This is a genomic window from Acinetobacter sp. GRABPA_MV_2, assembly GCF_056725885.1.
Genome location: NZ_JBWZNA010000013.1, coordinates 53,865 through 71,070, shown reverse-complemented (window position 1 = coordinate 71,070; position 17,206 = coordinate 53,865). Strand labels below are relative to the sequence as shown.

Annotated in this window: 14 protein-coding genes and 1 pseudogene; 3 read left to right on the top strand and 12 right to left on the bottom strand. The window is 42.1% G+C overall.

Features of this window, described 5'->3' with window-relative positions:
• Positions 1–159: 159 nt before the first annotated feature.
• From ACXM0J_RS12415 to ACXM0J_RS12380, 8 genes are all read right to left on the bottom strand, one after another.
• Complete coding sequence (locus ACXM0J_RS12415) at positions 160–735, bottom strand: DUF4126 domain-containing protein (RefSeq protein ID WP_017482338.1); 576 nt, start codon at positions 733–735, stop codon at positions 160–162.
• 123 nt (positions 736–858) lie between these two features.
• A complete protein-coding gene (locus ACXM0J_RS12410) occupies positions 859–993 on the bottom strand; it encodes a zinc ribbon-containing protein (RefSeq protein ID WP_001983336.1) in 135 nt (44 codons plus the stop codon).
• Positions 994–1,316: 323 nt separating this feature from the next.
• Positions 1,317–2,255: a PDDEXK family nuclease gene (locus ACXM0J_RS12405; protein ID WP_262470567.1), complete on the bottom strand. Its 939-nt coding sequence runs from the start codon at positions 2,253–2,255 to the stop codon at positions 1,317–1,319.
• Between the two features lie 72 nt (positions 2,256–2,327).
• The gene (locus ACXM0J_RS12400; protein ID WP_000350168.1) at positions 2,328–2,546 is read right to left on the bottom strand and encodes a hypothetical protein; all 219 of its coding nucleotides are present in this window, start codon (positions 2,544–2,546) and stop codon (positions 2,328–2,330) included.
• Between the two features lie 101 nt (positions 2,547–2,647).
• On the bottom strand, positions 2,648–5,254 hold the full coding sequence (gene acnD / locus ACXM0J_RS12395) for a Fe/S-dependent 2-methylisocitrate dehydratase AcnD (protein ID WP_086266133.1): 2,607 nt from the start codon (positions 5,252–5,254) through the stop codon (positions 2,648–2,650).
• Positions 5,254–6,411: a bifunctional 2-methylcitrate synthase/citrate synthase gene (gene prpC, locus ACXM0J_RS12390; protein WP_002120737.1), complete on the bottom strand. Its 1,158-nt coding sequence runs from the start codon at positions 6,409–6,411 to the stop codon at positions 5,254–5,256. Before prpC ends, acnD begins: the two co-directional genes overlap by 1 nt.
• 66 nt (positions 6,412–6,477) lie before the next feature.
• Positions 6,478–7,362: a methylisocitrate lyase gene (gene prpB / locus ACXM0J_RS12385; RefSeq protein WP_005071840.1), complete on the bottom strand. Its 885-nt coding sequence runs from the start codon at positions 7,360–7,362 to the stop codon at positions 6,478–6,480.
• Positions 7,355–8,065, bottom strand: coding sequence for a GntR family transcriptional regulator (locus ACXM0J_RS12380; RefSeq protein ID WP_001153627.1), 711 nt, complete (start codon positions 8,063–8,065; stop codon positions 7,355–7,357). Before ACXM0J_RS12380 ends, prpB begins: the two co-directional genes overlap by 8 nt.
• A gap of 45 nt (positions 8,066–8,110) precedes the next feature.
• Here ACXM0J_RS12380 and ACXM0J_RS12375 point away from each other — a divergent pair.
• Together ACXM0J_RS12375 and ACXM0J_RS12370 are read left to right on the top strand one after the other, a co-directional pair.
• Positions 8,111–8,245: pseudogene (locus ACXM0J_RS12375) on the top strand (hypothetical protein).
• 335 nt (positions 8,246–8,580) lie between these two features.
• Entirely contained in the window at positions 8,581–9,795 is a 1,215-nt protein-coding gene (locus tag ACXM0J_RS12370; RefSeq protein ID WP_086266132.1) for an amino acid aminotransferase, read from the top strand.
• Between the two features lie 48 nt (positions 9,796–9,843).
• Here the strand turns inward: ACXM0J_RS12370 and dld are convergent, their stop codons facing one another.
• From dld to lldP, 4 genes are all read right to left on the bottom strand, one after another.
• Positions 9,844–11,550, bottom strand: coding sequence for a D-lactate dehydrogenase (gene dld / locus ACXM0J_RS12365; RefSeq protein WP_213034472.1), 1,707 nt, complete (start codon positions 11,548–11,550; stop codon positions 9,844–9,846).
• A 297-nt stretch (positions 11,551–11,847) separates the two neighbouring features.
• The gene (lldD, locus tag ACXM0J_RS12360; RefSeq protein WP_086266130.1) at positions 11,848–12,999 is read right to left on the bottom strand and encodes an FMN-dependent L-lactate dehydrogenase LldD; all 1,152 of its coding nucleotides are present in this window, start codon (positions 12,997–12,999) and stop codon (positions 11,848–11,850) included.
• On the bottom strand, positions 12,996–13,748 hold the full coding sequence (gene lldR, locus ACXM0J_RS12355) for a transcriptional regulator LldR (protein WP_086266129.1): 753 nt from the start codon (positions 13,746–13,748) through the stop codon (positions 12,996–12,998). Before lldR ends, lldD begins: the two co-directional genes overlap by 4 nt.
• 19 nt (positions 13,749–13,767) lie before the next feature.
• Entirely contained in the window at positions 13,768–15,435 is a 1,668-nt protein-coding gene (lldP, locus tag ACXM0J_RS12350; protein WP_171265352.1) for an L-lactate permease, read from the bottom strand.
• Positions 15,436–15,808: 373 nt separating this feature from the next.
• On the opposite strand from lldP, the gene ACXM0J_RS12345 reads away from it, so the two are divergent.
• Positions 15,809–17,179 carry a phosphohexomutase domain-containing protein gene (locus ACXM0J_RS12345; RefSeq protein ID WP_086266127.1) on the top strand — a complete coding sequence of 457 codons (1,371 nt, stop codon included), beginning with the start codon at positions 15,809–15,811 and terminating at the stop codon, positions 17,177–17,179.
• The last annotated feature ends 27 nt before the right edge of the window (positions 17,180–17,206 follow it).

The following is a 17,206-nucleotide window of genomic DNA, read 5'->3' as shown; positions in this document are numbered from 1 at the left end:
TAGAGGAAGAGGATGTTCCGGAACATAAAACAACAATAATAGGTTCAAGCACCAGGAGCGTGAGATACGACAGGAGTCATATCTAGTACCCAAATACGAAAAAGCCCAACAGGATGTTGGGCTTTTTTTATTGCTGTTTAAAATATGTTTAGGCTAAACCTATAGAGGACTATGCGCCTGTTCTTGTTTTTTATGGCGGATCCAACGTACCGCTAAAATAATCGCTATCAGCACCACTACAGCAACAAGCGCAGGCACTAACATGGCCGAAACTGAAAGTAAGATTGCTCCAATCCACTCACCTGTTGCAACGACAAAATTACCCAAGCCACCCGTAGTTGCAGTTGAAACACCACGTGCAGCAACGGTACTCATTTGCACCACACCAGCTGTACCACCGCCCACAATAATCGCTGCCGCCCAACTGGCAAACTGAGACATTTCTCCACTACTAACCGCCATTGTTGCTAACGTACCCGCGATCATGGCCGCAGGGGTTGCGACTGTGTCTAAAGCATTATCGACCCAAGGAATATAATAAGCTGCAACTTCACACACCGTTGCCACGCCTAAAGCTAAACACACCGATGGCAAAGCTAACCATTCAAAACCTTTTGATGGCTCAAACCATCCCATCATGGTGGCAATGCTCATAACCAGTAGCGGCACAAACACGCGAAAACCGCAGGCAGCGCTCAGCCCCACGCCAATACATAAACCCAATATTGTTTCCATAACGGTTTCCTTTTCATGCCCATCACGGGTCTTGTTATGTAAGTCTTATTTTTAAATTAACAAAAAAGCCCCATCGGGTGACAGGGCTTTTTGTTAAATGCGAACGCAAATATTATTTCATTCTTAACGTTTAAATTGTGTGCAGTAGCATTTCGTGCAAGGTGGTAAAGGGTCGGTATTAATTTCTAAAAACACTCTATGACCGCACTGAGCACAGAAGTAGAAGCCTGTTCCGGGTTTTTCGCCAGCTGTTACCATGATTACATTCCTATAATCGTATATATATTAAACAGGAATATAACCCACTTAAAGTGAATGTCAATTGTCCATTTCGCCCGATGATGATGGCATAAATGCAAAAAATGTTATTTGTACGATTTATCTTACATAGATTTAGGGATTTAGCCGATTGGCTATCTTCTGCTTTTTTTCTAATATGAACTCATACAGGAACAGGATGTTCCGGAACATAAAACAACAATAATAGGTTCATGCATCAGGATCGTGAGATACGACAGGAGTCATATCTAGCAACCAAATACGAAAAAGCCCAACAGGATGTTGGGCTTTTTTTTATTGATCTAAGATAATTGCGGAACTTCGATTAAGTTAACCGTAAATAAATTTAGAATATCTTCTCTGTCCATAAAGATTATTTGACTTCTCTTATTAGCATCAAGTTTATTTCCCAACCAATTTCTTGCTGCTTTAGTAATTTCTCCACCTGCAATGATATAAGCATGATCAACTAAAACTCTTTTATTTGTTTCAGGATCAAAAATCTCATGTCCTAACATCATTGTAGTTTGGTTATAAATTTCAGCAATATTATGATTCCCTGCTTTAGTCATTCCAGAAGAATCTAATTTTCCTTTCTTAACTTGTATCCCAAAATAAATTATATGTTGGGTGGGCAGCGTAAATTTCATCCAAATATCTTTTCCATATTCTAAAGCTTTGTCTTTATGTCCAGCTACCGTGATTCTTTGAAAACCCAATATTCTAAATAAAGGTAATAAAATTTTTTCAATTAACTCATCTTCTGAACATCGCTCTAAAAAGTTTATAAGTAATTCTCTTTTCTTTAGCTCATCTTCTGTGAATGGTCTATGTGGATTTTCACTTGGTTTTATTAAATTATTGGTTCTTATATTTCTTACATATAAAATATTATCGTTTCCATAAAAAGCTTCAAATCCCTCCCGACTTAATGGTTTATTCAATTCCATTAATGCATTTATTCTTTCAGGATCATCTTCTGTTGCATCAGACTTATACATTAATATCCTAAGCAGATTGATAAATTTCTCAGGTAAAGAGTCTTTTGCACACGGTTCTTCCAATAATTCCTTTAATCTTTCTGCTGTCCACCACCATCTAGTACTCCCATCATGTACATAAGGTAAATCACATTCATCAAAAAACTGTGTAATATAAAAACTACTTCTATAAGGAAAATATTGCCTGTCACCCACAATACAGTCTGCAATATCTTTTAAGTTTCTATCTCTAAACCTCATAAAAGCCTCTAAAAAAATAAAGAAACCTACTTTAAAGTAGGCTCTTTTTTAAAGAATATCAATAATTTTCAATTAAGTAGTATGGCACGCGTTTGCACACCAGTAACAACCATTTATTCTATTATTCGGCCAATTCGATTTAGCTTGAGCTACTGCTTGTTGGCAATTAACAAAATTACCTATTGAGACTTGATTTTCTATACTTGGTAAATAATTACATCCTTTCGTAGCATTATGTACTTCGTGATCTCCATTATATTGTGGATTTTTATTGATAATATAATGATCCATTGTTTACCCCCATATTTATAAAGTTAAGAGGCTTAAAAAATAAAGCCATATTTAAAATATGGCTTTATTGTACAAAAATCAATCTACTTTTTACTATTTAATCAAGCCACTTGGCCTTCTAAAAAGTCTTGCGCAAAACGCTGTAATACACCGCCCGCTTCATATACAGAAACTTCTTCTTCTGTATCTAAACGGCAGGTCACAGGTACTTCAAGAATCTCTTCTTTACCATCCGCTGTAGCACGCTCAATCACTAAAGTTAAAGTCGAACGCGGCGCAATATTACCAATCACGCTGTAAAGTTCTGTACCATCTAGCTTTAGAGTCTTGCGGTTTACACCTGGTTTAAACTCAAGTGGTAACACGCCCATACCCACCAAGTTGGTACGGTGAATACGCTCAAAACCTTCTGCCACAATCGCTTCAACACCTGCAAGGCGTACACCTTTTGCAGCCCAGTCACGGCTTGAACCCTGACCGTAGTCAGCACCCGCGATAATAATTAACGGTTGCTTACGGTTCATGTAGGTTTCAATCGCTTCCCACATACGCATCACTTCGCCTTCTGGCTCTACACGCGCTTTTGAACCTTGCTTAATGGTACCGTCTGAACGAACTACCATTTCGTTATACAGTTTCGGGTTGGCAAATGTTGCACGCTGTGCAGTCAAATGGTCACCACGGTGCGTTGCGTATGAGTTGAAGTCTTCTTCTGGTACGCCCATTTTGTGAAGGTATTCACCCGCAGCCGAGTCCATCAAAATCGCATTTGAAGGCGACAAGTGGTCGGTAGTGATGTTGTCACCCAAAATCGCAAGCGGACGCATGTTCGCTAAAGTACGTGGTGCAGCCAACGCCCCTTCCCAATATGGTGGACGGCGGATGTAAGTACTTTGCGGACGCCAGTCGTAAAGTGGGCTCTTCGCTTGTTCAACTTCGCCCAAGTCAAACATTGGAATGTAGACTTTACGGAACTGTTCAGGCTTCACGGCTTCTTTTACTAATGCATCAATTTCAGCGTCAGATGGCCAGATGTCTTTGAGGTAAATCGGGTTACCGTCTTTGTCATGACCTAACGCATCTTTTTCGATGTCAAAACGAATCGTGCCCGCGATTGCATACGCCACGACAAGTGGTGGAGATGCCAAGAACGCCTGTTTTGCATATGGATGGATACGGCCATCGAAGTTACGGTTACCAGAGAGTACTGCTGTTGCGTACAAGTCACGGTCAATAATTTCTTGTTGGATGACCGGATCTAACGCACCTGACATACCGTTACACGTTGTACAAGCGTAAGCCACAATACCAAAACCAAGTTGTTCTAAGTCTTTAAGTACGCCAGCTTCTTCGAGGTAAAGTGCAGCCGCTTTTGAACCCGGTGCAAATGATGATTTCACCCAAGGTTTACGAACCAAACCAAGCTCATTTGCCTTACGTGCCAACAAACCTGCCGCCACAGTGTTACGTGGGTTAGATGTGTTGGTACATGAAGTAATTGCAGCAATAATGATTGCGCCATCTGGCATTAAGCCGTCAGAACGGTTTTCAACAACACCTGCAATGCCTTTTTCTTTTAGATCCGCAGTTGAAACACGTGCATGTGGGTTTGATGGACCAGCAATGTTACGTGTGACTGTCGATAGGTCAAAACGAAGTACGCGTGGGTACTCTGCTTTGGTCATGTCAGAAGCCCAAAGGCCAATTTCTTTTGCGTACTGTTCAACCAATGCCACTTGAGCATCTTCACGGCCTGTTAGGCGTAAGTAGTCGATTGTGTTTTGGTCGATGTAGAACATCGCAGCCGTAGCGCCATATTCTGGAGTCATGTTCGAAATGGTTGCACGGTCGCCCACAGACATGCTGTCAGCACCTTCACCAAAGAACTCAAGGTATGCACCCACTACGCGCTCTTTACGCAAGAATTCAGTTAGAGCCAACACGATATCTGTTGCAGTAATGCCTGCCTGACGCTGACCTACAAACTCAACACCAATAATGTCTGGCAGACGCATCCAAGATGCACGGCCCAACATTACGTTTTCAGCTTCTAAGCCACCAACACCCACAGAAATTACGCCCAAAGCGTCTGTATGTGGTGTGTGTGAGTCTGTACCTACGCAAGTGTCTGGGAATGTTACGCCATCACGCGCCTGAATCACTGGAGACATTTTCTCTAGGTTAATCTGGTGCATAATGCCGTTCCCCGCAGGGATCACATCGACATTTTTAAATGCTGTTTTGGTCCACTCAATAAAGTGGAAACGGTCTTCGTTACGACGGTCTTCGACAGCACGGTTTTTTGCAAAAGCGTCTGGGTCAGCACCACCGTATTCCACTGCTAAAGAGTGGTCGACAATGAGCTGAGTCGGCACAACTGGGTTAACTTTAGATGGGTCACCGCCTTTGTCTGCAATCGCATCACGCAAGCCTGCAAGGTCAACCAATGCAGTTTGACCTAGGATGTCATGACACACTACGCGCGCAGGATACCAAGGAAAGTCCAAGTCCTGACGGCGCTCAATTAACTGCGTTAAATAAGCAGTTAAATTCTCGGCATCGGCACGGCGTACCAATTGCTCTGCAAGTACTTTAGAGGTGTAAGGCAGTTTTTCGTATGCGCCTGGCTGAATATCTTCAACGGCTTGACGCACGTCGTAATATTCAAGCTGGGTGCCTGCCAGCGGCTTACGGTATTTAGTGTTCATTAACCACGCTCCGCCAATGGTTTAAATTCAAGATTTTCAGGGCCTGTGTAGTTCGCGCTTGGACGAATGATTTTGCCGTCTTGGCGTTGTTCAATCACGTGCGCTGACCAACCTGCTGTACGTGCAATTACGAATAATGGTGTGAACATTGCAGTTGGAACACCCATTAAGTGGTAGCTCACCGCACTGAACCAGTCGAGGTTCGGGAACATGTTTTTCACTTCTTTCATCACTGCTTCTAAACGCTCAGCAATGAGGTACATTTTGGTGTTCTCTTGTGCTTGCGCTAAGTCATGTGCAACTTTCTTGATGACTTCGTTACGTGGGTCAGAAACTGTATATACAGGGTGACCAAAACCGATCACAACTTCTTTATTTTCAACACGTTTACGGATGTCAGCTTCTGCTTCGTCTGCGTTGTCGTAACGTTGTTGAATCACGAATGCAACTTCGTTTGCACCACCGTGCTTAGGTCCGCGAAGTGCACCAATACCACCTGTAATTGCCGAGTACATGTCAGAACCTGTACCTGCAACCACACGTGACGTAAATGTAGACGCGTTGAACTCATGCTCAGCATACAAAATCAGAGAGGTATGCATTGCTTGAATCCATTCTTCAGATGGTTTTTCGCCATGAAGCAAATGTAAGAAATGCGCTGCAATTGAGTCGTCATCAGTTTCAACTTCAATACGACGACCGTTGTTGCTGAAGTGGTACCAATAAAGCAGCATTGAACCTAGGCTTGCCATTAATTTGTCAGCAATGTCTTTTGCACCAGCTTCGTTATGGTCTTCGTGTTCTGGCGTTAAGCAACCAAGCACTGAAACACCTGTACGCATCACATCCATTGGGTGTGCAGAAGGTGGTAATTGTTCAAGTGCAGTTTTAAGTGCTGCTGGTAAGCCACGAAGTGCTTTTAATTTTGCTTTATAGGCTTTGAGTTCAGCTTTGTTTGGTAATTTGCCATGTACGAGCAAGTGAGCAACTTCTTCAAACTGGCTACCCGCTGCAAGGTCAAGAATGTCATAGCCACGATAGTGCAAGTCGTTACCGCTACGTCCTACGGTACAAAGTGCTGTGTTGCCTGCAACTTGTCCGCTAAGTGCAACTGATTTTTTTGGTTTGAAGCCTGTTGTTGTTTCATTTGAGCTCATAAGATTGTCCTTTCCTATCTATTTAAATTATTTGGGAAACACGGCATATGTACCGTGTTTTACTTCTTATTTCTTTTTAGCAAATGCGTTGTCTAAGTAGTCTTCAAACGCATAGTAGTTAATACGTTCATATAACTCTTTACGCGTTTGCATAATATCAATCACGTTCTTTTGCGTGCCTTCTTTACGTAAGGTTTCATACACAGTTTCGGCTGCTTTGTTCATGGCACGGAAAGCAGAAAGCGGATAAAGCGCAAGGCTTACATCGGCAGATGCTAACTCTTCAGTGGTAAACAGTGGTGTAGAACCAAATTCGGTAATGTTTGCCAAAATCGGTGCGCCTGTCTTCTGAGCAAATTGCTTGTACATATCAAGCTCAGTAATTGCTTCAGGGAACAACATGTCTGCGCCCGCTTCGATGTAGGCACCCGCACGGTCAATTGCAGCTTGTAAGCCATCTACTGCCAATGCGTCGGTACGAGCCATAATCACGAAGCTGTCATCACCACGCGCATCAACCGCAGCCTTAATACGGTCAACCATTTCTTCTTGAGTCACAATGGCTTTGTTCGGACGGTGACCACAACGTTTTGCACCCACTTGGTCTTCAATGTGCATTGCCGCAGCACCAAACTTGATAAGTGCTTTTGTAGTTCGGGCAATGTTAAATGCAGAAGCACCAAAACCTGTGTCCGCATCGACCAATAATGGAAGATCACATACATCGGTAATACGGCGTACATCTGTCAACACATCATCAAGGTTACTGATTCCCAAATCAGGTAAGCCTAAAGAACCAGCGGCTACACCACCACCTGATAAGTAAATCGCTTTATAACCTGCACGTTTTGCCAAAAGTGCATGATTGGCATTGATGGTTCCAACCACTTGTAATGGCTTTTCTTGGGCTACTGCATCGCGAAATAGCTGACCTGCGGATTGTTTAGCCATTGTTATGTTCTCCTTGTGCTTGTAGCAGTGTTTGCTCAATAATTTTGTAAGAAGCATTGATATGTCGATGCATGAGCAGCTCGGCAAGTTCACCATCACCTTCTGCAATTGCATCTAAAATACGGATATGTTCGTCCCAAGCTTTGCTAGGTCGATCGGGTGTGTTTGAAAATTGAATTCGGTACATGCGGATGAGGTGATAAAGCTCATCACATAGCATTTTTTCTAGGGTTTTATTGCCACTACTTTTGATAATGCAGTAGTGAAAATCGTCCTGCCCTTCTTGCAAGTAATATCCTTTACCTGCTTTAAAGTTTTCATCTTCGGCATGCATACGTAATACATCACGTAGCGCCAAAATTTGCTTTTTATCAATATGCTGTGCCGCAAGTTTGCAAGCTAAACCTTCTAATGACGCACGAATCTGGTAAAGCTCTTTAAACTGTTGCAGTGAAAGCGAAACCACGCGCGCGCCCACATGTGCAGTACGCTCAACCAAACGTTGACCTTCAAGGCGATGAATCGCTTCACGCAAAGGCCCACGACTAATGCCATAAGTGCGTGCCAGCTCAGGCTCAGAAATCTTGCTACCTGCCGGAATTTGACCCAAAACAATCGCCGTCTGTATTTGTTTAAATACATTCTCGGTCAGTGTTCTTCCCTGACTTTGTAGTGGCTCTGGTGCGAAGGTCAAATCTTGCATATTGTCGACAATTTTTAATCAATTATGAGTTTTATAGCGGTATGAATGAAAAAAATCAAGGTGATTGTTGACACTTTACAGAACGCATCAGGTCAATTTTTATAGCCTGACCGCTTATATCACCTTATATTTAAAGCATTAAACCACTTGCCAGTTAATATTTATAAAACAATAATTTAATGTCAATTTGTCTATAGTTTTATGACTCTTTCTTAGTTACTTTTTAGTCATTAAACTTTTGTTTCAAACTTTAGTCTACAACCAATGTATTACAGCAAGATTGTAGACAATCTGCTTGAATGAAAGCATGAGTTATAAATTAGTATCTATTTACCGTAATTTCTTTTAAATCTTTTTATCATTTTCATCCAGAAAATATCGATATTAGTGAAATTATCTGGTGCTTCACGGTAGCTTTATTGATACATTATTGAGCATCGACATAGTTGTGGCGTATTTTTCGAGACAGAAAAAACCGAGCACTATGCATATTGTTGAATGAAAGGACTTTTTTGATGTTTCAACATATCCCCCCATACGCAGGCGATCCAATTCTCTCTTTAATGGAACAGTTCAATGCTGATACTCGTTCTGAAAAAGTAAACTTGAGTATTGGTCTTTATTATAACGAAGACAGCATTGTTCCTCAGTTAGAGACCATTATCGAGGCGCAAAAGCGTATTGAGCCTAAGAACGGTAAAACCAAACTTTATTTGCCAATGGAAGGCTTCAAACCTTACCGTGAAGCAATTCAAGCACTTTTATTTGGTGCAAACAGCCCAGCAGTTAAAGCTGGCCGTGCTGTAACCATCCAAACACTTGGTGGTTCAGGTGCATTAAAAGTTGGTGCAGATTTCTTAAAAACTTATTTCCCAAATTCAGACGTTTGGGTAAGCCAACCAACTTGGGATAACCACGTTGCGATTTTCAATGGCGCTGGCATCAAAACTCATTTCTACCCATATTTCGACAACGAAACTCGTGGTGTAGATTTTGACGGTATGTTGTCCACACTTAAAACTTTGCCTGAGCAAAGCATTGTGTTATTGCACCCATGCTGCCATAACCCAACTGGTGCTGACTTAAACCCAGCGCAATGGGATCAAGTAATTGCAATATTAAAAGACCGTAACCTTATTCCATTCCTAGACATCGCTTACCAAGGTTTTGGTGACGGTATGGAAGAAGATGCGTATGCAATCCGTGCTTTAGACCAAGCGGGTCTAAACTTCATTGTGAGCAACTCGTTCTCTAAAATCTTCTCTTTATATGGCGAGCGCGTTGGCGGCTTAACTTTCGTATGTGACGATGCAGAAGCTGCTCAGTGCACATTCGGTCAGTTAAAAGCGACTGTACGTCGTATTTACTCTAGCCCTCCTACAACAGGTGCTTGGTTAGTTGATGAAGTGTTAAATGACGCTGAACTTAACCAACAATGGCAAGGTGAAGTGAAAGAGATGCGTGAGCGTATTATTAAAATGCGTAGCATCTTGAAAGATGAACTTACTAAAGCATTACCAGACCGTGACTTTAGCTACCTTGTAAACCAAAAAGGTATGTTCAGCTACACAGGTCTAACTGCTGAGCAAGTTGATATCTTACGTGAAGAATATGCAATCTACTTAGTACGTAGTGGCCGTATTTGTGTAGCAGGCTTAAACATGAACAATGTTTACACTGTTGCTAAAGCAGTTGCAGAAGTGCTTGCTAAATCAACAGAAGCGGCATAATACATCTATAAAAAAAGGCGCTTCGGCGCCTTTTTTTATGTATCGATATTAAGATTTAGCTTTGCCCCAATATTTCAGTTTTGAGGTATGCCCAATCCCTACATTAAAACTATTGGTTGGGTCGAGTTTTTGATAGAAATTGGCCAATGCAGGTTTGGCAATGTAAAGATGCCCGACATTATGTTCTGCTGGATATTCAGCACGGCGCGCGTCCAACAACTTCCACATTTGATGTTCCATTTCTAAAGGGTCATGGCCCTTTTTAAGAATATAGTCCTGATGGAACACATGACAAAAGAAATGCCCATAATAGAGTTTATGGATGATTTTATTTTCCATTTCGGTTGGCAGTTGCTCTACCCATTCGCGGTCATTACGACGTAACGCAATATCAAGCGCCACAATATCTTCAACTTCACTACGGTGTGTATCACGATAACGAATTGCCGCCCCTGCAATCGCAAAACGGTGTAAGAAAGCCTTTCGGCCTTCCTCTTCGCTACATACGAAATAGTGACCTGACTGATGCACTGCAAAATATTCTTTTAAAAACTGCTCGGTCTGAGCTTTTGAATTATTTTCAACACGCAGCACTAAATGATGCTCATAACGATCTCGATATTCGGTCATACGCTTAGGTAAATGACTCGGTAAAAAGAAGGTAATCGCTTGTAAAATATGATCCGTTAAGCCTTTGATTTTAAATCGTTCCAAGAAGCCATCGACTTTATCTTTCATCGCGAAAGCTTTTGGAACATTGGCTGTACCAAACTTTTCAATAAATAAGAACGTGTCTTTTCCGTACTTCTCACCAATCAGGTAAGCATCTCGGTGAATATATTCGCCTGCAATCGGCAGGCTTGGCAAAGAGGTCAGTAAGTAACGGCGAATGGCAGTTAAATCATCGGCATCATTAGTACCTATATAAAAGACATTGCTCTCTACTTTTTCATAAGTATCAAGGCGTACCGCAAACACACAAACTTTACCTGCCGAACCTGATGCTTCAAACAATCGTGACGGGTCTGCATTAAAACGAGCAGGCGTATCTTCATCGACCTGAGTCACGTCGTGCGCATAGCGATGGTCCGATGCCTGCTTTTCACTGTCATCTAAAATATCTACGGCTTGATATTGCTGCTTCTCTAAACGAGTCAAAATTTCTTCAGGAGTCGAACCTAAATTCACCCCTAAATGGTTCACTAGTTCTAACTGACCAGTAGCATTCACTTGAGCATATAATGCTAGTTCAGTATACGCGGGACCACGGCGTACCAAGGCACCACCAGAGTTATTACATACACCACCGAGTACCGAAGCACCAATACAAGATGAACCAATCACCGAATGAGGTTCACGATCATAGCCTTTTAAAATTTGCTCTAAATTATCTAAGGTCGCACCCGGTAAACAAATCACTTGCTTACCATCATGAATAACTTGTATGCCCTTTAATCGGCGCGTACTCATGACCAACACAGGACGGTCATAATCATCGCCATACGGGGTCGAACCACCAGTGAGTCCTGTATTTGCTGCTTGCATAATGACAATACAATCTGCCTCAATTGCTGCCTGCAAGACCTGCCATTGCTTTAGCAAGGTACCCGGCACCACCACAGCAAGTACTTTCCCCTCACCAAAACGACGACCTTGACGATATTGACGCGTACTTTGGTCATCGGTCAAAACATAAGAACGCCCTACAATATTTTGTAAGCGTTCGATCACTGCTTGAGGAGAAAATGTTTGCATGATGGTTTCCTTTTGGTCATCCATTTATAAAATTAGACCAACACGACGGGATCTTACCGTTTGTAATTTATAATTTAATTAGCTCATTCTCTAATTCGAATCAGCCCTATATTTACTATCGTGGTTGGCGGCAGGGATGCCGCCTGTTGAGCAACTGTACAAGGAAGTACGGTTTGCTCAACAAAAGGTTTTTGGTTACTTTTGACCTTTCAAAAGTGACAAATGCCTATATGTAAAACATTAGCAAATCACCAAATTCTGAGGCTGTGCTTATTGCTTCACTTAAAAAGTTATTTCTTAAAAACCTTGTTTCATCGCTTGCACTAAACAATCCGCATTAATATCCGAAATCGACTTAGCACCCGTAAGCGTCATCGCAACACGCATTTCTTTATCAATCAAATCAAGCAAGTTTGAAACCCCTTGCCCACCTGCTGCTGCCAAGGCATAAACAAATGCACGGCCAAGTAAAACCGTATCGGCACCGAGCGCCAACATACGCACCACATCTAGACCATTACGAATGCCTGAGTCAGCCAAAATCGCTAAGTCACCTTTAACGGCATCGGCAATTGCAGGCAACGCACGAGCAGACGACATTACACCATCTAACTGACGACCACCGTGATTCGATACCACAATCCCATCTGCACCAAAACGTACAGCATCTTTGGCATCTTCAGGGTCTAAAATACCTTTAATGACCATTGGGCCATCCCAAAACTCACGGATCCACTCAAGGTCTTTCCAGGAAATCGATGGGTCAAAGTTCGAACCTAACCAGCCAATATAGTCTTCAAGACCTGTCGGTTTACCTAAATATTTAGAGATATTTCCCAAGTCGTGCGGACGGCCCATTAAACCGACATTCCATGACCAATGCGGATGAAACATAGACTGCATATAACGGCGCATCACAGCATTTGGTCCACTCATCCCCGAATGGGCATCACGGTAACGCGCACCCGGTACAGGCATATCTACAGTAAATACAAGTGTTGAACAACCAGCTACTTTTGCACGTTCCAAAGCATTACGCATAAATCCACGGTCACGTAATACATAAAGCTGAAACCACATTGGACGATTAATTGCAGGTGCAACTTCTTCAATCGGACACACTGAAACCGTTGAAAGTGTAAATGGAATGCCCTTCTTGTCGGCTGCCATCGCTGCCTGCACTTCACCACGGCGTGCATACATACCTGTTAAACCTACAGGTGCCAAGGCAACTGGCATCGACAGCGTTTCATTAAACAGTTTTGTCTCTAAACTCAACGCGGACATGTCATTGAGCACACGTTGACGCAATGCAATTTCTGACAAATCTTGTACGTTACGCTTTAAGGTATATTCCGAATACGCTCCACCATCAATGTAATGAAATAAAAATGGAGGTAAGCGACGTTGTGCCGCAGCACGATAATCATTGCCAGAAGAAATAATCATTTTGAATCAACTCTATTTAAACGATTTGCACGTTTCTGGCGAGCTTCGTCTTCATCCAGAGAACGCACATGATTAATCACAAATTCAATATGACCGCAGACAGCTTGGCGTGCGGCCTCGGGATCTTTACGATCAATAGCATCCATCACCTGAAAATGCTGCTCGCTGAGCAAGTCACCATTTACGGGGTCGTTATAAACTTTTTTACGTCCCAACAAGACGTTGTATTGCAGCAAATCAAACAGGCTACGCATCATTTGAATCAGCACCACATTGTGAGATGCTTCAGCAATCGCTAAGTGGAACTCAGCATCTGCCACCGCAGCCTGTGCTGAGTCACCCGCATTTTGATGGCGACCAATTTCATTAAAATAATGACGGATTTTGGCGCGATCTTCAGGCGTTGAACGTAATGCGGCATACCATGCCGTGCCACCCTCAAGCAATAACCGCGCCTCTTGCACATCAAAACGGTAGAGTGGATCTTCTTCAATCAGGTTGCTAATCGGGTTCACAATCAGTTGCTGTGGCCACTGTTCAGGTAACTGCTGAATATAAGTCCCATCGCCGCGGCGACTACTGAGCACTCCTTGACTATTGAGCTGTTGAATTGCCTCACGCAAAGACGGACGAGAAACCCCTAAGCTAGTTGCAAGCTGGCGCTCGGCTGGCAAGCGGTCACCTTTTTTCATGTGCCGCTCTTCAATTAATGCCTGCAATTTCATGACCACTTGATCGGAGATTCTCATCGCGTTTCCTTCACTGGAGTTATGGAATCATCCACGGCACCAGATAAGCCTGAACCGTAATAATGATGCCAACAAAGACAGTGAATATGATGCTATGTTTTACCGTGAAACGGAACAAGTCAGACTCTTTTCCAACTAAGCCCACCGCTGCACAAGCAATGGCAATCGACTGCGGAGAAATCATCTTCCCTGTTACGCCACCACTGGTATTAGCAGCCACCAATAACACTTCGGGAATACCAATTTGCTGCGCTGTGGTCGCCTGTAGAGCCGAGAACAAAGCGTTTGAAGAGGTATCTGAACCCGTAAGGAATACACCAAGCCAGCCCAAAAATGGTGAGAAGAAAGTAAACGCATGACCCGTATGCGATAGAGCCAAAGCCAATGTTGCAGATAAACCTGAATAGTTCGCAATAAAAGCAAATGCCAACACCATACCAATTGAATAAATCGGTGTTTTCAGCTCATTGAGTGTTTCACCAAAGGTCGTTACAGCTTCACTTGCTTTCATTTTTAAGAAAATAGCAGTGATGATTGCAGCAATAAAAATTGCAGTACCTGTTGCAGAGAACCAGTCAAACTTATAAATCGCTTCGTATGGCTTCATCTCTGCCACAATTGGCGGCATTTTTTCGACCAATTTATGCAAATACGGTACTTCTAATTTAAAAATCCAGTGCTCAAGAGCACCATCTTTTGCAAATAATGCTTTAAATGGCTTAACACTCCAGATGGTGACCATCACCGTTAAGATGGCAAATGGAGACCATGCCTTTACAATTTTGCTAATGCTATAACGTTGAACCGTAGTAGGTTGCTGAGTCAAAGTCTGACCCACTTCAGGTTCAAAACGGAAAATATGTTTTGGTTTCCAAACCCGAAACAATAAAGTTAAGCTCACCAATGAAGCAATTGCTGCGGTAATGTCTGGTAACTCAGGGCCAATAAAGTTAGATGTAAGATATTGGGCAATCGCAAAAGCGCCACCACCGACCAATACCGCAGGCCAAGTTTCCTTAACACCACGCCAGCCATCCATAATCGCCATGATCCAGAACAGCACAATAATGACTAAAAATGGCAACTGACGGCCAACCATTTGGCTAATTTCCATAGTGTCTACACCGGAAACCTGCCCCGCCACAATAATTGGAATACCCATTGCACCAAATGCCACTGGCGCTGTATTTACAATTAAACATAAACCAGCAGCGTAAAGTGGTTTAAACCCTAAACCGACAAGCAGTGCAGCGGTAATTGCTACAGGAGCACCAAAACCCGCCGCCCCTTCAAGGAAAGTACCAAATGCAAAACCAACCAATAGCATTTGCAGACGCTGGTCTTCGGTAATCGACAAAATGCTTGAACGAATAATTTCAAACTGACCTGTTTTTACCGAAATTTTGTATAGAAAAACTGCCCCAATAATGATCCATGAAATTGGCCATAGACCGTAGAAGAAACCGTAAATGATTGACGCAAAGGCCATTTGACCCGGCATTTGATAGAAAAAGAGAGCAATCAATAATGCAATAATGACTGTGCCCGTACCCGCGATACTGCCTTTTAAACGAAAAACAGCCAATGCCAAAAAGAAGAAAATAATCGGGATTAATGCAACCGCACTGGACAGCCAAATATTATTTAAAGGGTCATAAAGTTGTTGCCACATATTGAGCATTGTCATCTCCTTGAAATGCCGGGGCGAATTTTTGTACCTTAAATTCTTAAACATTCAACACAATTGGTATTACCAATTAAAAATTAAGTGCAAATGTTGTTCCTTAAACCAGAGGAGACATCATAAATGCAGATATTAGTAAGATCAATCATTAAATAACCATCACAATTGGTAAGACCAATAGTGCCAAGTAAAATCAAGAAATTTCTAATTTATAAATTTATTTATTAGACTAAAGTCGTAAAAATCTTTCTTATAAATTTAGATATGAACTACAAAAATGAAGTGGAAAATTTGAATATAAAAACTATAAACATACCTGTTTCATGATCTATGTATAATGTGCACACAACTCAAACCACATGTATTGAATTGAATAATGACTACTTTAACGTGTTTTAAAGCTTATGATATCCGAGGCAAACTCGGCACCGAATTGAATGAAGAAATCGCCTATAAAATTGGCCGCGCTTACGGACAAATCTATAAACCAAAGACTGTGGTTGTAGGTTGTGATATTCGTCTAAGCAGTGAGGCTTTAAAACAAGCGACCATCCGCGGGTTAAATGATGCGGGAGTGAATGTGCTTGATTTAGGCATGACGGGTACTGAAGAAGTTTACTTCGCCGCTTTCCATTTAGATGTACAAGGTGGTATCGAAGTTACTGCAAGTCATAACCCAATGGATTATAACGGTATGAAATTGGTTCGAGAAAACGCTCGTCCAATTAGTGCCGATACTGGTTTAAAAGAAATTCAGGCTTTAGCAGAGACCAATAACTTTGAAGAAGTTAGTCAAAAAGGTATAACTCAAAGCTATAACATTTTGCCTGAGTTCGTTGACCATCTACTGACTTATATTGAACCTGCAAAAATCCGTCCATTAAAGTTAGTGGTAAACGCGGGTAATGGTGCAGCTGGTCATGTCATTGATGCTATTGAAGAAAAATTTAAAGCGCTTAACGTGCCTGTTGAATTTATTAAAATTCACCATGAAGCAGATGGTACTTTCCCAAATGGCATCCCTAACCCAATTTTAATTGAAAATCGGGACAGTACCCGTAATGCTGTAATTGAGCATAAAGCGGATATGGGAATTGCCTGGGACGGCGACTTCGACCGCTGTTTCTTGTTTGATGAAAAAGGTCAGTTCATTGAAGGTTACTATATTGTTGGTCTATTGGCTCAAGCTTTCTTGATTAAGCAATCAGGTGAGAAAATTGTGCACGACCCACGTTTAGTGTGGAACACATTTGATATCATAGAAGAATACAAAGGTGTTGCCGTCCAGTCAAAATCTGGCCATGCATTTATTAAAGACGTTATGCGTGAACACAATGCTGTATATGGCGGTGAAATGAGTGCCCATCACTATTTCCGTGACTTTGCTTACTGCGACAGCGGCATGATTCCTTGGTTACTCACCGTTGCCCTACTCTCTGAAACAGGACAATCTCTTTCAACCCTAGTTGAAAATATGATTACCAAGTTTCCTTGCAGTGGTGAAATCAACTTTAAAGTGGCTGATACACAGATCACCATTCAAAAGATTTTCGATTTCTATGCCGAGCAAAATCCACAAATTGACCGTACTGATGGTGTAAGTCTAGACTTTGGTGCATGGCGCTTTAATGTCCGTGCTTCAAACACTGAACCTTTACTACGTCTCAACATTGAAAGCCGTGCAGACCGCCAAGCTCAGCCAATGCAACATTATGTAGATGAGTTAACTGGATTGATTCAGAACTAATCAACAATAAAAAAAAGGAGCGATTTG

What these genes read in the sequence shown, in the direction of transcription:
- ACXM0J_RS12380 (WP_001153627.1), bottom strand. Translation starts at nt 8,065, where the DNA reads ATGCAAGATTTGACCTTCGCACCAGAGCCACTACAAAGTCAGGGAAGA.
- ACXM0J_RS12370 (WP_086266132.1), top strand. Translation starts at nt 8,581, where the DNA reads ATGTTTCAACATATCCCCCCATACGCAGGCGATCCAATTCTCTCTTTA.
- ACXM0J_RS12345 (WP_086266127.1), top strand. Translation starts at nt 15,809, where the DNA reads ATGACTACTTTAACGTGTTTTAAAGCTTATGATATCCGAGGCAAACTC.
- prpB (WP_005071840.1), bottom strand. Translation starts at nt 7,362, where the DNA reads ATGGCTAAACAATCCGCAGGTCAGCTATTTCGCGATGCAGTAGCCCAA.
- lldP (WP_171265352.1), bottom strand. Translation starts at nt 15,435, where the DNA reads ATGACAATGCTCAATATGTGGCAACAACTTTATGACCCTTTAAATAAT.
- ACXM0J_RS12410 (WP_001983336.1), bottom strand. Translation starts at nt 993, where the DNA reads ATGGTAACAGCTGGCGAAAAACCCGGAACAGGCTTCTACTTCTGTGCT.
- acnD (WP_086266133.1), bottom strand. Translation starts at nt 5,254, where the DNA reads ATGAACACTAAATACCGTAAGCCGCTGGCAGGCACCCAGCTTGAATAT.
- lldD (WP_086266130.1), bottom strand. Translation starts at nt 12,999, where the DNA reads ATGATTATTTCTTCTGGCAATGATTATCGTGCTGCGGCACAACGTCGC.
- lldR (WP_086266129.1), bottom strand. Translation starts at nt 13,748, where the DNA reads ATGAGAATCTCCGATCAAGTGGTCATGAAATTGCAGGCATTAATTGAA.
- dld (WP_213034472.1), bottom strand. Translation starts at nt 11,550, where the DNA reads ATGCAAACATTTTCTCCTCAAGCAGTGATCGAACGCTTACAAAATATT.
- ACXM0J_RS12400 (WP_000350168.1), bottom strand. Translation starts at nt 2,546, where the DNA reads ATGGATCATTATATTATCAATAAAAATCCACAATATAATGGAGATCAC.
- prpC (WP_002120737.1), bottom strand. Translation starts at nt 6,411, where the DNA reads ATGAGCTCAAATGAAACAACAACAGGCTTCAAACCAAAAAAATCAGTT.
- ACXM0J_RS12405 (WP_262470567.1), bottom strand. Translation starts at nt 2,255, where the DNA reads ATGAGGTTTAGAGATAGAAACTTAAAAGATATTGCAGACTGTATTGTG.
- ACXM0J_RS12415 (WP_017482338.1), bottom strand. Translation starts at nt 735, where the DNA reads ATGGAAACAATATTGGGTTTATGTATTGGCGTGGGGCTGAGCGCTGCC.